This is a genomic window from Streptomyces sp. NPDC101393 (genome assembly GCF_044767385.1).
Taxonomy (GTDB): domain Bacteria; phylum Actinomycetota; class Actinomycetes; order Streptomycetales; family Streptomycetaceae; genus Streptomyces.
On record NZ_JBIWNU010000005.1, the window covers coordinates 723,729 to 739,477 of the forward strand.

At 73.3% G+C, this 15,749-nt stretch carries 9 protein-coding genes; 4 read left to right on the plus strand and 5 right to left on the minus strand.

Features of this window, described 5'->3' with window-relative positions; all coding sequences use genetic code 11:
* Positions 1-30 precede the first annotated feature (30 nt).
* Positions 31-1,239 (minus strand): L-2-hydroxyglutarate oxidase, encoded by a 1,209-nt coding sequence (gene lhgO / locus ACIRQ7_RS19860; protein WP_404263886.1) that lies wholly within the window; start codon positions 1,237-1,239, stop codon positions 31-33.
* 291 nt (positions 1,240-1,530) lie between these two features.
* Positions 1,531-2,979: an MFS transporter gene (locus tag ACIRQ7_RS19865; RefSeq protein WP_401463850.1), complete on the minus strand. Its 1,449-nt coding sequence runs from the start codon at positions 2,977-2,979 to the stop codon at positions 1,531-1,533.
* A gap of 833 nt (positions 2,980-3,812) precedes the next feature.
* Here ACIRQ7_RS19865 and ACIRQ7_RS19870 point away from each other — a divergent pair.
* Positions 3,813-5,894: an asparagine synthase-related protein gene (locus tag ACIRQ7_RS19870; RefSeq protein WP_404263888.1), complete on the plus strand. Its 2,082-nt coding sequence runs from the start codon at positions 3,813-3,815 to the stop codon at positions 5,892-5,894.
* Between the two features lie 64 nt (positions 5,895-5,958).
* Here the strand turns inward: ACIRQ7_RS19870 and ACIRQ7_RS19875 are convergent, their stop codons facing one another.
* Together ACIRQ7_RS19875 and ACIRQ7_RS19880 are read right to left on the minus strand one after the other, a co-directional pair.
* The gene (locus ACIRQ7_RS19875; protein WP_404263890.1) at positions 5,959-7,917 is read right to left on the minus strand and encodes a sigma-70 family RNA polymerase sigma factor; all 1,959 of its coding nucleotides are present in this window, start codon (positions 7,915-7,917) and stop codon (positions 5,959-5,961) included.
* Positions 7,918-8,200: 283 nt separating this feature from the next.
* A complete protein-coding gene (locus ACIRQ7_RS19880) occupies positions 8,201-9,157 on the minus strand; it encodes a TetR/AcrR family transcriptional regulator (protein WP_404263892.1) in 957 nt (318 codons plus the stop codon).
* Between the two features lie 435 nt (positions 9,158-9,592).
* On the opposite strand from ACIRQ7_RS19880, the gene ACIRQ7_RS19885 reads away from it, so the two are divergent.
* Together ACIRQ7_RS19885 and ACIRQ7_RS19890 are read left to right on the plus strand one after the other, a co-directional pair.
* Positions 9,593-10,981 carry an NAD(P)/FAD-dependent oxidoreductase gene (locus tag ACIRQ7_RS19885; protein ID WP_404263894.1) on the plus strand — a complete coding sequence of 463 codons (1,389 nt, stop codon included), beginning with the start codon at positions 9,593-9,595 and terminating at the stop codon, positions 10,979-10,981.
* 312 nt (positions 10,982-11,293) lie between these two features.
* Positions 11,294-13,132, plus strand: coding sequence for a SpoIIE family protein phosphatase (locus ACIRQ7_RS19890; RefSeq protein WP_404263896.1), 1,839 nt, complete (start codon positions 11,294-11,296; stop codon positions 13,130-13,132).
* A gap of 139 nt (positions 13,133-13,271) precedes the next feature.
* On the opposite strand, the gene ACIRQ7_RS19895 is transcribed toward ACIRQ7_RS19890, so the two are convergent.
* Positions 13,272-14,588, minus strand: a complete 1,317-nt coding sequence (locus ACIRQ7_RS19895; protein WP_404263942.1) for an MFS transporter — start codon at positions 14,586-14,588, stop codon at positions 13,272-13,274.
* Positions 14,589-14,774: 186 nt separating this feature from the next.
* Here ACIRQ7_RS19895 and ACIRQ7_RS19900 point away from each other — a divergent pair, with 186 nt between their 5' ends.
* The gene (locus ACIRQ7_RS19900; protein ID WP_403673952.1) at positions 14,775-15,335 is read left to right on the plus strand and encodes a MarR family winged helix-turn-helix transcriptional regulator; all 561 of its coding nucleotides are present in this window, start codon (positions 14,775-14,777) and stop codon (positions 15,333-15,335) included.
* Positions 15,336-15,749 lie beyond the last annotated feature (414 nt).

The window sequence follows — 15,749 nt, forward strand, 5'->3', positions numbered from 1 at the left end:
GGCGGGCGCCGAGGACCGTCGCGGGAGGTCTCACCCCACCACCCCCAGCACCCGCCGCGCCACCTCCCGGCCGATGGGGAGGGAGGCCGTGGCCGCGGGGGACGGGGCGTTGAGGACGTGGATGATGCCGGGGGACTCGGCGAAGAGGAAGTCGTCGACGAGGGTGCCGTCGGGGAGGACGGCCTGGGCGCGGACGCCGGCCGGGGACGGAACGAGGTCGTCCTCGCGGGCGGCCGGGAGGAGACGGCGGACCGCTTCGGTGAAGGCCTGCCGGGAGAGTGAGCGGTGGAGTTCACCGGCGCCGTAGCGCCAGTGGCGGCGGGCTATCCGCCAGGAACCGGGGAAGGCCAGGGTGCCGGCCAGCTCGGTGGGGCGGACCGTGCGCCAGTCGTAGCCCTCGCGGGCCAGGGCGGGGACGGCGTTGGGGCCGATGTGGACGGCGCCGTCGATGCCGCGGGTGAGGTGCACGCCGAGGAACGGGAACGACGGGTCCGGGACCGGGTAGACCAGGCCGCGGACGAGAGCGGCGCGCTCGGGGGCCAGGGTGAAGTACTCGCCGCGGAACGGCACGATCCGCATACCGGGCGGGTCGCCGGCCAGGCGGGCGATCCGGTCGCAGTGCAGACCGGCGCAGTTGACCAGCGCGCGGGCGCGATAGACCGTGCCGTCGGCCGTACGGACCGCGACGCGGCCGGGGCGGCGGCCGATGGCGGTCACCTCGGAGCCGTAGGCGATCACGGCGCCGGCGTCCGTGGCGAGGCGGGCGAAGCTGCGGGCGACCGCGGCGAAATCGCAGACGCCGGTCGTGCCGACATGGATGGCGGCCAGGCCGCGCACCTCGGGCTCGTACTCGGCTATCTGGGCGGGACCCAGCTCGCGGACCGGCAGGCCGTGTTCGCGGCCGCGCTGGATCAGGCCGTGCAGCCGGGGCAGCTCACGGCGGTCGGTGGCGACGATCAGCTTGCCGGTGACTTCGTGCGGGATGTCGTGTTCGGCGCAGAACTTGACCATTTCCGCGGACCCCTGGAGGGCGAAGCGGGCCTTGAGCGATCCGGGTGGGTAATAGATGCCGCTGTGGATCACTCCGCTGTTGCGCCCGGTCTGATGGCGGGCCGGTCCCGGCTCCTTCTCCAGCACCACGACACGGGTGCCTGGCGCGGCTTGCGTGATCGCACGGGCCGTGGAAAGACCGACGATGCCGGCACCGATCACCAGCACGTCACAGTCGTACGCCGCCACTGCACCTCCCCAACCGCATGACTGCCGGACCGCCCATGGTCGCGGACTCATCCGTCATCGCCGACGACGTACTCCATCATGACGGTCAGCACTGACAATCCGGCAACGGTGATCCGGTGATGGTGATCCGTAGGGGTGATCGGGAAGGCCCGCAAAGGCGGGCGGCCCGGGCCGGGCCGCAGCTGGGGCCCCGGGCCGGGCCGCAGCTGGAGGCCGAAGCCGGACAGATCCCGACCGCCGCAGCCCGAGCGGAGGCCCGCCTCAGCCGGCCCCTCGGCCCCGGCCGCACGCCTACGCCGGCGCCGCCAGCAGTGGCCGGGCGCGCTCGCGGAGTTCCACCACGCGGGGCTCGTCGCCGTACGGTTCCAGGCGGTGCAGGAGGTCCCGGACGTATTCGGTGGTGCGGGCCGAGGAGATGCGGCCGGCCACCTCGACCGCGCGGGTGCCCGCCGCGCAGGCCGCGTCCAGATTTCCCGACTCCAGTTCGGCCACCGCGGACACGACCAGGCGCAGGCCGTGCGAGCGGACGAATTCCTCGGTGGGGCGGGAGAGCGCCTGCTCGGTGAAGCGCCGGACCTGCCGTGGCAGCCGCAGATCGCGGTAGCACTCGGCGGCGTCGGCGGCGAAGCGTTCGTAGGAGTAGAAGTCCAGCCAGGCCGGGTCCGGATCGCCGCCGCGGGAGCGCTCCAGCCAGCCTTCGGCGGCCTTCAGCGCCACCTCGCAGGCGCGCGCCTCGCCGGCCTTGGCCTGGGCCCGTGCTTCCACCAGGCGGAAGAAGCTCATGGTGCGGGCGGTGGCCAGACCGCGGTTCCGCTCCAGGGCGGCCTGCGCGAGGTCGACGCCCTCGTCGGCGAAGCCGCGGTAGGTCGCCTGCAGGGACATCGAGGCGAGGACGTAGCCGCCCAGGGGGACGTCGGCGGCGGCGCGGGCGAGCCGCAGCGCCTGGATGTAGTACCGCTGCGCGGCCTCCTGTTGGCCCGTGTCGAAGGCCATCCAGCCTGCGAGCCGGGTGAGTTCGGAGGTCGCCCCGAACAGCGCGCGGCCCACTTCGTCGCTGTACGAGGCGAGAAGTAACGGTGCCGCGTCCACCCGCAGGCATTCCGGGACCATCGACGAACGCCAGTCCCCGCCGCCGTACTTGGAGTCCCAGCGGCGCGCGTCCTCCGCCGCCTCGCGCAGCTTGGAGACGTCGCTGTGGCCGACGTGCTGGGGGATGCCCGCGTCGCCGGCCGCGGCCGCGTCCTTGTCGCGCGCCTCGGCGGCCTCCCGGGCCACCGAGCTGTCGGCGGGGGATATCAGCCAGCGGGAGGCGGGGGTGGCGTACGCGCTGACGGAGAAGGATCCGGCCAGGCTCTGCCAGATGCCGCCACCGCCGGCCCGCCGTCCGGCCAGATCCAGCCGGTAGAGGTCGGTGGCGGAACGGACCGCCGCGCCCACATCGCGGGGAAATGCCAGGCCCACCTCGGGTGCCGGGTCCGCATCGGCGAGGCCGATCTCGTGCAGCGGCACGGGGCGGCCGAGCTTGCTGCCGATCGCGGACGCGATCAGATGCGGCGCGGCGCCCTGGGGCACCATGCCCTTGGAGACCCACCGGGCCACCGATGTCTTGTCATAGCGAAGCGTCAATCCGCGCTGTGCGCCGAGGTCGTTGACCCGGCGCGCCAGTCCGGCATTGCTGATACCCGCGAGGGCGAGAACGGTGCCGAGCTTCTCGTTCGGCCCGCGTATATCCCTGGACATGCGCACCCCTCGACACAGCGACGGCCGCCCCGGTGCCCCGGGGCATGCGTCCACCCAGAGTAGTTCGCCGGATCCCTACCGTTAAGGGCCGGTGTCCCGGATGGCGAGATTCGTGTTCAAACAGGGGTACGGGAATTGGCATGTGCTCCGGGTACGTGTGCCCGTGCGCCCGTTCGTGCGCGCTGGCCGCTCTCCTACGGGAGCGCTTCCATGGGTTCTGCGTGGGTCGGCCCGCTGCACTGGATCCAGTGGGCTGGGGGATACCGTCATCTCAATTCCCCGCGGGTGGCGGTCCGGTCCGGGAGGCGTGGCCCGCTTCCCGGACCGTCGCACGGAGCAGCGCGCAGCCGGCCGGAAGGGTGGGGGCGGCCGGGTGTGCAGCCCGTTCCGCGGCCGGCGCCGAGGTCGGCCTCGGCGCCGGCGGAACGCCCGTTGCGTCAACTCGACGACAGCGTACGGACTTTGGCTGGAAAGTGGCGTGTGAGGGTTTTCCGCCGCCGCGCGCCCGGGGATGCCCCTGGGGGCCACTCGGGACGGTGGCGACCGCGAGCCGCGCCCTCCGCCATCCACCCGCGCGAAGGTCTCCGCGAACGCCTCGGCCGACGCCCCCGCGCCCCGCCGGCCACCTGCCCACCGTGCGAACCTCCCGTACACAGCCCCTCTTTGACGCCTCCTGCGCGCCGCTGTCATGGCAGCATGGTCCGCACAACAGCTCGGCGAGCGCTCGGCGGTGGCTCGGCAGCTGTGCGGCAGCAGCCGGCGGCAGCCGGGCGATCCGTCGTGCGGGGTGGTCGTTGGCCCCCCGGCGGACGGGGAATCGGGTGGAGGCGGCGATGCGCTGGTTGGTGGGGTGGAGCAGTACCGCCACGGGGCCGGCCGCCAAGGGGGAGAGCCACAACGTCCTCCCCGTGGGCGCCCACCTCCTGTGGGGTGACCCCGACCCGCTGTGGGCGGTCGGCGACTGGCGGCCCGACGAAGTACGCGTCGTGCAGGCCGACCCCGAGACCCGGCTCGCCGTCTTCGGTGTCTGCGGCGCCACCGACGACCAGCTGAGAGTTGGCCTGTTCGCGGCGCGCGGGGGCGCCCTGCGCCACCTCACCGCCTGGCCCGGCAGCTACACCGTCGTCGTCCAGGTGGGCAGGCGCCTCACGGTCACCGGGGATCTGGCCGGCGCCCGCCCCGTCTTCCACACGCCCTGGGCCGGCGGCACCGCCTATGCCACCGCCGCCCTCCCGCTCGCCGACCTGGTCGAGGCCGCTCTCGACGTCGGTCATCTCGCCGCGCTGCTGGCCTGCCCCGACGCACCCGAGGCGCTGGGCGCCGGCACGCCGTACGAAGGGGTCCGCCGGATCCCGCCCGGCCACGCCCTGGTGCTGCGCGGCGGCTCATGCGACATCACCTCCTTCGAGCCGGCCGCCTCCCTGGCCGTCGCCGCGCCCCAACTCGCCCCCGACCAGGCCGTGGACGGGGTGCGCGAGGCGCTCGTCGAGGCGGTACGCGCCCGGCTGGCGGTAGCGCGGCACGCCCCCGATCCGGAGGGCCGCGACGGCCTCGACCCCGGCCCGGTGCCCGGTATGGGCCCTGCCGAACGCCGGGCCGCGCGCGGCGGACCGGCCCCCGGCATCGGCGCCGACCTCTCCGGAGGCAGCGCCTCCGGAACCCTCGCCCTCCTGGCAGCGGGCCTCCCCGGCCGGCCCGGGTCGCTCAACGGCCGCGGCGAACGCCTGCTCGCCGTCACCTTCAACGACCTCGTCACCCACAGCGGCCAGATGTACCGCGAGGCCGAACTGGAGCGCGCCCGCAGCATCGCCGAGAATCCCCGGCTGCGGCACGTCGTCGTCGCGGCGGGCGAAGAAGCCCTCCCGTACGCCGACCTGGAGAGCGGCCCGCTCACCGACGAGCCCGGCCCCTCCCTCATCACCGCCGCCCGCCACCGCCGGCGGCTGCTGGCCGGCAGCGCGGACCACTTCGTCGGCCAGGGCGCCCGCCAGGTCCTGGACGCCCACCCGGCCCGGCTCGCCGACCTCCTCATGGACCGCCGCCGTCGCCATCTGCTGCGCCCCGTCACCGCCCTCGCCAAGGCCGACGGCCCCTCCGCCCAGTCCGTCCTCGTCCCCTTCACCGTCTACCGCGCCGCCCGCAAGCTCGCCCGTACGCCCTACGGAGACGGCGTCGCGGAGACGGCGCGCCGCCTCCTGGAGCGGCAGTTCGCCGACGAACCGGTGACGGGCGGAGCGGTGAACGCCTCACTCGCCGCCCTGACGTGGTGCCGGCCGGGGCCCGCCGCGCGCTGGCTCACCGGCGAGGCACTGGCCGAAGTATCGGTTCGGCTGAGCGAAGCGGCGACCCGCTCGCCCGCCGTCGGCCGCCCCGGGGAACGCCGCGCCCGCGCCGCGCTCACCCGCCAGGCCGCCGACCACCGCGTCCTCGAACAGGCCGCCGAGGTCCGCAACCAGCGACTGCACGCACCCTTCCTCGACAACCAGGTGGTGCTCGCCTGCCGCGCGCTCCCCGACACCCTGCGCGTCCAGCCGGGGGCGCGCGCCTCGGTCCTGCGCGCGGTGCTCTCCGGCGCCGGCGTACGCGACCTGCCGCCCGGCTGGGGCGCCACCTCGCACGCCACCCACGCGGCCGCGGTACGCGCCGGGCTGCGCGGCGCCGTCGGCGATCTGGTGCAGCTCTTCGACGCACCGCTGCTCGCCGACGCCGGGCTCGTGGAGGCCCGGGTGGTGCGCAAGGCCCTGCGGTCGGCGGCCGAGGGCGCCGTGCTGCCGCTGGACGGCCTCGCGGAACTGGTCTCCACCGAACTGTGGCTGCGGCGGCTGCTCGCCCGTCGCGGCACCTGCTGGACGGGGACCTCGGCGCCGCGCCAACGGGCGGTGGCCGGCGGAGTGGTGCCGCGCGCCAGCCTCTGAGCGGCCGTCCTCCCGGCGCGCGGCCGGTGGCGCGCGGCAGTGCCTCAGCCGCGGCGGCAGTGCCTCAGCGGCAGCTGATCCGGGACTGCGCCCAGTCGCCGACGGCCAGCACGTCACCCGGCCCCTCCGGTTCGACGACCAGCCGCAGCGTCGTGCGGCCCGCCAACGGGACATGCACCGGCACCGCCGGATCCCCGCCGTGCACCACCTCCGACCGCCACAGCCGGACCCCGTCCGCGTAGACGGAGAAGCGCAGCGCGCCCAGCCCCAGGGTGAGGTCATCGACTCCGGCGACCGCGTCGTACGCGGTGCACGGGCGATTGAGGTCGATGAGCACCGACGACGTGCCGTGCACGCTCGCACCGTGCGCGTACGTCGTACCGCCGATTCTCGGCCCCTGCCGCTGCCACAGCCAGCTGCTCCCCAGGGTGCGCACCTCCGGCTTCGTGCCGTCGCCCGCGTAGTCGTAGTCGAGTGCGCTGACGCGGTACGCCGTCGGATCGGGCAACGGAGGCGTGGGGGTGGGAGTGGGCGTGGGTTCGGGCGGCTCGGGGGTCGGTGTCGGGGTCGGTGTCGGGCGGGGCTTCGGTTTCGGCGGGGACGGCTTCGGGGTGGGTGTGGGGGCCGGCTCGGGGTCGCGGCCGGGCGCGGCGGCCGGCGGGGGCGGCGGCTTCGGCGCGGGCTCGGAGTGCCGGGGCGCCGGCGTCCGCGGCGCGGAGGGCGCCGGGCGGTGCGGCTCGGCCTGCGGATTTGGGGCCGGCTTCGGGTCGCCGGACAGCGCCAGCGCGAGCGCGGCGCCCGCCACCACCACGACCCCGGCCCCGATGGCGACCTTGGCGGGCGCGCCGAGCGCCTCGCCGGCGGCGGCACCGCCCGCGCCGCCCGCACCGGAACCGGCCCCTCCGGCGGCCGCTGCCGCACCGGCGCCCGCCGCCGCGCCCGCTCCCGCGACACCGGCGACGGCCGCCTTGACGGCGTACCCGCCGGCGAACCAGCCGATGACCGCGATCGGCAGCACCGCACCGATGCGCTGATTGACGTCCGCGACCTCCACGGCCGCCGTCCGGCACCGGCCGCATTCGTCGAGATGCTTGCGCAGACCCCGCTCCGCACGCATCCGCAGCCCGCCGCGGGCGTACGCCCCGAGCCGGTCGGCATACCGGGCGCAGTCGCCGCCGGCGGTCAGCGACTGGCTGACGTGTGCCTGCAGATACGCCTGCTTGAGGCCCTCGCGGGCGCGGTGGGCCAGGACGGCGGTGGCGTTGGCGGTCAGCCCGAGCAGCGGGGCGACCTCGCTCGGGGACTCGTCCTCGATGGTCGTGTGCCACAGCACCGTCTGATAGCGCTCGGGCAGGCTGCGGAAGGCCTGCACCGCCATCGACTGCTCCGCTTCGTGCATCGCACGGACGTCGGCGCCCAGGTCGAGGGTGTCGTCGTCCATCGCGGAACCGGCCGCGGACACCGCGAACACTGCGAAGTCCTCGACGAGTTGCTCCCGCCGCGCGGTCTTCGACCAGGCGGCCGCGACCCGGCGGACAGTCGTCAGCAGATAGGCGCGGACCGCGGAATCCGGGCCCGCACCGCCGCGCACCGCCTGCAGGGTGCGCGCGAAGACCTCGCCGGTCAGATCCTCGGCGGTGTGCGTGTCCCGGCAGCAGCTGCGCGCGTAGCGCCGCACGGCGTCGGCGTGCCGGCGGTACATCTCCTCGTACGCACTGTCGTCGCCCGCCCGCATGTTGTCGATCAACTGGAGGTCGGAGGGCGGGAGTTCGATGACCTCGGCGTCCTGCGACGGCATCGGGGCCGCGGCGGCCGGCTCCGGCCCGTCGGAGTGCTCGCGCTGGGCCGGAACGCCGCGTCCGGGACGCTGCGTGCCGCCGGCGCCGTCCTGCCGGGCGGTGCCACCGGCCCCCAACGGCCCTGCCTGGCCGGGAATCTGCGGGGACGACGCCGTACCGCTCTCCCCGCCGGCGGGAGCGCCGACTTCGCCGCCGCGCCGTTCGTCCCGCTCGTCAACACCCATCGCCGAGGCCCCCGAAAACGCCGTCACACCGGAACACCGCGCAAGCGTGCCACACCGAGGGCCGGCCCCTCAGGGTCCTGAGGGGCAACCACTCATCCGAGGCGAGTTCCTGCACGGAAGCTCTATCGTTCCCCCATACGGGGGATACTTCGCGCGAGCGGGAGCCCCCCCGCGCCGCTGCCCGGACACGCCCCGGCGGGCGCGCGTCTGCCGGAGCCGCCCGGCCGCCCCGCCCGGCGCCCCCGCTCAGGGGAGCCGCCCGGACGGAACCGGCCGCCGGCACTCACCGGACAGGACGCGAACGCAACCCCTCCAGCAGGATCTCCAACAGCCGCGCGGACGCGGCCTGCTGCTGACCGGGATCGGGCAGCGACGGCGCGCCCGTGGCGATCACCAGCAGGACGTCGCCGACCGTCACATCGGCCCGCAGCTCGCCGGCCGTCCGCGCGCGCTCCACGAGCCGCCCGACGACCTCCAGCAGCGCATGCGCGCCGGTGGTCTCCTCGGCGTCGGCCGGCACGGCCTCCGGGACGGATGCCGCTCCCGGCGCCTCACCGCGCTCGCCCTCCGGGGCGGTGCGCCAGGCCGTCACCCGTACGTCGCCGGACGCGGCGTCCGCATCCGGCGCCATCCGCTGCTGCGGAACCCGTGCCTCGGTCACGCCGTCCGGTGTGCGCTCGGCAGGGCGCTCGGTGAGCGCGCCGACCCGCAGGATGCTCGGCGGCAGCAGCCGCCCGGCTCCCGAGGCGACCGACGTCCGCAGGAAGCGGGACAGCGCCGACCACGGGTCGTCCTCCTGCCCGAGTGCCGTACGCGCCTGCTCCGTGAGCCGTGCGGTCTCCTCCTCGGCTATCCGGCGGACCAGGACGTCCTTGCTCGGGAAGCGGCGGTAGACCGTCCCGACGCCGACCCGGGCCCGCCGCGCCACGTCCTCCATGGGCGCGCCGTATCCCAGCTCGCCGAAGACCTCGCGCGCGGCGCGCAGGACATGCTCCAGATTGCGCTGGGCATCGACCCGCAGCGGAGTGCTCCGCCCGGCCGCGACACCCCCGTGACCGGCGCCACCGAGGCCGCCCGGTCCGGTACTGCCATTGCTGCCACTACTGCCATTGCCGGCGTTGTTGCTGCTGCCGTTGCTCGTGCCGTGAAGGCCGGCACTGCCGTTGCTGCTGGTGAGGCCGCCGTCGGAAGCATGTGCCGTGGCGACGGCTGTCGGCCAATGAGAGCTGTGCATGTGCATATTGATCCCCCGGTAATGACGTCTCCCCCCGGAGACTCCCCGCCCTGACGGTCGGGGTGTACCGACGAGAGGGTGCACCCCAACGAGATACGAACATAGTTGAGCCCAGGTCAAGAATGAAGAGGGCAGTTCCGCACACTGCGCCCCCCGATCGGAGTACGGGCCCGATCCGCCCCGATTGCGCCCCCTCTCTCCCGTGAGCGCCTGCCGCCTGACCTGCGCATCTCGCCTACCGAGAACGGAAGATGACCGTCCGCACCCGCACATGAGGCCCGTCATACATTTCGCCGGGCCTGTGGACAAAGACGTCTCGGAGGTGCGTCATGGAACAGTGCTGTGCTTCCCGGGGGCGCAGCACCCGATGGTGGCCGCGCCGCCGGCCGGCCCCCGGATCGGTGACGCCCCGGGGTGGTCGACATCGCGAGGAGAACCTCTGTGAAGACTGAGTCTTCAAAGGACGTGGCGCGCATTCTCGTGGTCGGCGGTGGCTACGTAGGGATGTACACCGCCCTGCGGCTGCAGCGGAAGCTGAAGCAGGAGCTGCGTGAGGGCACCGTCGAGATCGTCGTCGTCGATCCCGAGCCCTACATGACGTATCAGCCGTTCCTGCCCGAGGCCGCGGCCGGTTCCATCTCCCCGCGCCATGTCGTCGTGCCACTGCGTCGCGTGCTGCCGCTGTGTCAGGTCGTCATCGGCGAGGTGACGGCCGTCGACCACGACGCTCGGACGGCCACCATCACGACCCTGGCCGCCGAGGAGACGGGCACCGGCCACATCGACGTGGCGTACGACGAAATGATCCTCGCGCCCGGCTCCGTCTCCCGCACCCTCCCCGTCCCGGGTCTGGCCGAGGTCGGTATCGGCTTCAAGACCGTCGAAGAGGCCATCGGGCTGCGCAACCACGTCCTGGAGCAACTCGACATCGCCTCCTCCACCCGCGACCCCGCCGTCCGCGACGCCGCGCTGACCTTCGTCTTCGTCGGCGGCGGATACGCGGGCGTCGAGGCGCTGGCCGAACTGGAGGACATGGCCCGCTACGCCGTCCGCTACTACCACAACATCAAGTCCGAGGACATGAAGTGGATCCTGGTCGAGGCGACCGGCAAGATCCTGCCCGAAGTGGGCCCCGACATGGGCCGGTACGCCGTACGTGAGCTGCGCAGCCGCAATATCGACGTACGCCTGGACACCCGGCTGGAATCCTGCGAGAAGCGGGTTGCCGTGCTCAGCGACGGCTCCCGTTTCCCGAACCGCACCCTGGTGTGGACCGCCGGCGTCAAACCGCACCCCATCCTGGCCGCGACCGGACTGCCGCTGAACGCCCGCGGCCGCCTCAAGTGCACCGCCGCGCTCCAGGTCGACGGCGTCGAACACGCCTGGTCGGCGGGCGACGCGGCGGCCGTCCCCGACCTGACCGCCGCCCCGCCCGCCAAACCCGACGAGCCGCCCACGGAGTGCGCGCCCAACGCCCAGCACGCCGTCCGCCAGGCGCGGGTGCTCGCCGACAACGTCGCCGCGGCCGTACGCGGCGGGCCGATCCAGAACTACGAGCACAAATACGCCGGCTCGGTCGCCTCGCTCGGCCTCCACAAGGGCGTCGCCCACGTATACGGCCGCAAGCTGAAGGGCTATCCGGCGTGGTTCATGCACCGCGCCTACCACCTCAGCAGGGTCCCGACCTTCAACCGCAAGGCGCGGGTGCTCGCCGAATGGACCCTGGCCGGACTGTTCAAACGGGAGATCGTCTCGCTCGGCTCGCTGGAGAACCCGCGCGCCGAATTCGAGCTCGCCGCGGGCACCGGACGGCACAACGAAACCAGCTGACGATCCGCCCTCACCAGCGATACCTGCGTCCCGTCCGGCCCCGTGCGGGCCGGGCGGGAGGGGGCGCGGAGCTCCGCCCCGTGCCCCGGCGCCTGACGGATGTCAGTCCGGTCGGCCACACTGGACGTGTGACCATGGGTGGGCTCGTATCTGCAAAGAGTGACAATCACGAGGATTCCGGACGTTTGCTGCATTCCGCAAGAGGGTGCCGAGAGTGCCCCCAGCCGACACTCCCCCAGCCCTCGGCCGGGCGGTATCCCCACGCCAATGGCCCGATCCCGCGCGACGACGCGAACTAAGAGGTACACCTCCGTGATCTTCACGCGCTGGAGCGCCAAACTCCCCGGCACACAGCGGCGCGCCGCCGCCCGGTCCGACCGCGCCACGCCCCGCCCGGCTTCCGCCGCGCCCGCCGCCCGCCCCACCGAGCCCCCCGTGCCGGCCGCCGCACCCGCGGCCGCCGACGCCCCGCAGCCCGTCCCGCCCGCGGCCGGGACCGCGGCCGTATCCGCGGCCGTGCCCGGTGCCGTCCCCGGCGCCCGCGCCGAGCGCGCGGAGGCATCCGCTCCCGAGGAGGCCGCCGTCCCGCTGCCGCCCACCGTCGACGCGCTCTCCGTCCACGACATCCTCGGCACCGTCCCCGCCCTGGTCGCCGTCGTCTACGGCCCCGAGCACCGCCTCGCCTACGTCAACGACGCCTACGCCGCCGTCTTCGGCACCCGCCCCGCCGGCCACCCCGCCCGCGAAGGCCTCCCCGAGCTCGACGAACTCGGCCTGCTCCCCCTCATGGACCAGGTCCTGCGCAGCGGCCGCCCCCGTACGGTCAAATCCCGCAAGGTCCCCGGCGGCGCGGGCCCCGACCGCTCCCGCGACGGCTACTACACCTTCACCTGCAGCCCCATCGAGGTCGGCGCCAGCGGCCCCGCCCCCGACCCCGAGGTCGCCTGCGTCGCCCCGCACCCGGGCGTGCTCGTCTTCGGCGCCGACGTCACCGACCAGGTCGAATCCGCTGAGCGACTGCGCGCCAGCGAAGCCCGCCAGCGCGAGGCCGCCGTCACCCTCCAGCGCTCCCTGCTGCCCCAGGAGCTGGAACAACCCGACGACCTCCGCGTCGCCGCCACCTACCAGCCCGGCGGCACGGACGCCGCGGTCGGCGGCGACTGGTACGACGTCATCACCCTCGGCGGCGGCCGCACCGCCCTGGTCATCGGCGACGTCATGGGCCGCGGCGTACGCGCCGCCGCCGTCATGGGCCAGCTGCGCACCGCCGTCCGCGCCTACGCCCGGCTCGACCTGCCGCCCCACGAAGTCCTCCAGCTCCTCGACGGCCTCGCCGCCGAGATCGACGCCAGCCAGATCGCCACCTGCGTCTACGCCGTCCACGACCCCAATGAAGGCCGCCTGTTCTACTCCTCGGCCGGCCACCTGCCCGTCCTGGTCCGTGATCCGGACGGCACCGTCCGCCGCGCCGCCGAACCGACCGGGCCGCCCCTGGGCACCGGCGGCTGGCAGCACACCTCGGGATCCGTCCCGCTCGGCCCCGGCTGCAGCGCCGTCCTCTATACCGACGGCCTCGTCGAACGCCGCGACAAGGACATCGACCACGGCGTCGAAGCACTGGAGAGCGCCTTCGCCGGCGCCGCCGGCTCCCCGGAAATCGTCTGCGACCGCCTGCTGCGCGCCCTGGGCATCACCGCCGATCACGACGACGACGTCGCCATCCTCGCCATCGAGCACCCCGAGCGGACGGGTCACGAAGCCGAGCTGTTCCACAACGCCGCCCTCGAACTCCACGGCGGCATCGAAGCGGCCCCCCGCGCCCGCGCCTTCGCCTCCGGAGTCCTCGCCTCCTGGCGCTTCTCCCCGGAGCTGCACGACCTCGGCGTCCTCGCCGCCAGCGAACTCGTCGCCAACTCCCTCCAGCACGGCACCCCGCCCATGCGCCTGCGCCTGCGCCGTACGGACCGCCGCCTGATCATCGAGGTGACCGACGGCGACGACCACCTCCCGCGCCGCCGCCGGGCCGAACCGGTCGACGAAGCGGGCCGCGGCATCTCCATCATCGCCACCATCGCCTCCGCCTGGGGCTCGCGCCGCACCCCCGGCGGCGGGAAGTCCGTCTGGTGCGAATTCGCCCTGCCGCGCGGCTGACGACCGCCCGGCACGGCTGCCCGCGCAACGCAGCGGTCCCGTGGCCGAAAGACCACGGGACCGCTGACTCCTCGCTCGCCCTTGCCGGCGCCCGCTGACGCACCGCCGAGGCATGACAGCCGTCGGCTCCCGGCGCGTCTCAGACCGCGGCGACCGCCGGCTCGACGGCCGTCGCCGCCTGGTCCGCCGTCGCCGGCCGCGCCGCAGGAATCGCCGGCGCCGCGCGGTGCGGATCGTCCTGCGCCGGGCTGAGCATCCGCCCCAGCCGCAACGACAGCACCGTGATCCCCAGCGCGCACAGCACCAGCATTCCGATGTACGCCACGTGCAACCCGTGGCCGACCATCAACGCGCCCACCGCCGGACCGACCGCCAGCGCCAACTGCTTGACCAGCGCGAACGCCGAGTTGTACTGCCCGATCAGGGGAGCCGGCGCCAGATCGGCCACCAGCGGCGACACTGTCGGCGACAGCAGCGACTCACCTATGCCGAACAGCGCGTACGTCGAGACCAACAGCGTCGTCGCGACCACCTGCGCGCCGTGCACCAGCCCGGATACCCCGGCCGCGATCCACGCCACGGTCCAGATCACCCCGACCAGTGCCATGACCCGGCTGCGCCGCCGCCGCTCGACCAGCTTGAGCACCACGAACTGCGCCGCCACGATCGCCGCCGTATTCGCCGCCAGGGCAATGCCCAGGGTGGACGGCGCGATCCGGGTCACCTCGGTGGCGTACGCCGCCAGGCCCGACTCGAACTGTCCGTAGCATGCGAAGAACAGCACAAAGCCCAGCACGCACAGCCGCACCATCCGCCGGTCGGCGAACAGCGTCCGCCAGGCACCCTTCGCGCGCTCGTCGGTCGGCACCGCGTCCTCGACCTTCGGCGTACGCGGCAGCCGCACGCTCGCGATCGCCGCGCCCAGCACCAGGAACATCACGGCCTCAATGGCGAACAGCCGCACAAAGCTCGACGCATGCGTCTCGTCGACCAGCAGCCCGCCGACCAGACCGCCGACACCGAGCCCCAGGTTGTTCAGAAAGAACTGAGTGGCGAACGCCCGCGACCGGGTCACCGTCGTCGAGCACCAGACGATCATCGTCGCCAGCGCCGGCTGGATGACGGCTATGCCCGCGCCGAGCGCGACGGCGGACGCGATGACCAGCGGCTCCGTGGCGGACAGACCCAGGCCCAGCGCACCGATGGCGGCCGAGACCGTACCGGCGACGGCCACCGGCAGGGGCCCGCGCCGGTCGATGACCCGACCGGTCAGCGGCAGCACGACAAGAGCGGACACCGCCAGCATCGCCAGCACCACACCGGCCGTACTCGCGCCCAGATCCCGCACCTTCGCCACGTAGACGTACAGATACGGAACCGTGAAGCCGTTGCCGAACGCGCTCAGCGCGTTCCCCAGCTGGATCCGGCGCAGCGCGGCGCCCATCGCGGTGGTCACACTCACCTACCTAGGTCATGTCGTCAGACGGATAGAGGGACGAACCCACGAGCTGACAGCCGTCGAGGGGACCGAACAGTCACACCGAACAGTCACACCCTGAAGACTTCAACTCTAAAGTTCGAAGCTAAAGAGTACATGGCGAAGGACTTCAACGCCAATGACTTCCATGCCATACTGCGCCGCATGCCTGAGCCCTCAGATGCGGCCGCCGACGCGACCGAGCCGAGCCTTGAGGAACAGATCGCGGCCTACCAACGCGAGTTCCAAGACCTCGACCCCCAGGTGGAACAGGTCGTCTCCGCACTTCAGCGCCTCAACCGCCGCATGAATGTCGCGTACGGACGCCAGACGGCGACCCTCGGCATGAGCAACGCCGAATGGGAGGTCCTCAAGGCCCTCGTCGTCTCCGGAGCGCCCTACCAACTAGGCCCCGGCGAACTCGCCAAACGCCTCGGCCTCACGCCGGCCGCCATGACCCACCGCATCGACCGCATGGCGAGCGAAGGTCTCGTCACGCGCGAGCGCGACGAGAACAACCGCGTCCGCGTCATCGTCGAGCTGACCCACGAGGGCCGCGAGAAGTGGCTGGAGGCGATGCGCATGGCTTCCGTCTTCGAGGAGGACCTTCTCCAGGACCTCTCCGTGGACGAGCGCCACCTCCTCGGCGCCGCACTGACCCGCCTGCTGCGCCGCGTGGAGGACGCCCAACCCGACGCGGACGGGCGCCTCACGGACCTTGACTGACCGGAGTTGACACGCATCCCCCGGATGCGTAGTGTCCTCCGAGTTGCCACAGAGCCGGAACGGTTCTGCGGCGGCCATCCCGCCGCTTCAGCGGCACACCACTACTGCACGGCCCCTCATCGGGAACGATTTCGGCATGCCGAAATTTGAACCGGGACTCGATTATGAGTCACCGAGGAATTCCGCTAAAGTAGTGATCACGCCGAAAGGCGCGAACAAACCCCTCCGACGGGTAATCGGAACTGAATTCGAGCCGGAAACGGACCGAATCGGATCTGATAGAGTCGGAAAGGCCGGAAAGCGAAAGCAAGAAGGCCAACCCCGCTCCTGCAGGGGGCCGGATACGGAAACGGATCTGGTACGGTGGGAAAAGCGAAAAGGCCGAAAGGCCGGATCGCACCGGCGAAAATCAGG

Coding starts and splice junctions, on each gene's coding strand:
- ACIRQ7_RS19865 (WP_401463850.1), bottom strand. CDS start 2,979: ATGTCCAGGGATATACGCGGGCCGAACGAGAAGCTCGGCACCGTTCTC.
- ACIRQ7_RS19870 (WP_404263888.1), top strand. CDS start 3,813: ATGCGCTGGTTGGTGGGGTGGAGCAGTACCGCCACGGGGCCGGCCGCC.
- ACIRQ7_RS19875 (WP_404263890.1), bottom strand. CDS start 7,917: ATGGGTGTTGACGAGCGGGACGAACGGCGCGGCGGCGAAGTCGGCGCT.
- ACIRQ7_RS19880 (WP_404263892.1), bottom strand. CDS start 9,157: ATGCACATGCACAGCTCTCATTGGCCGACAGCCGTCGCCACGGCACAT.
- ACIRQ7_RS19900 (WP_403673952.1), top strand. CDS start 14,775: ATGCCTGAGCCCTCAGATGCGGCCGCCGACGCGACCGAGCCGAGCCTT.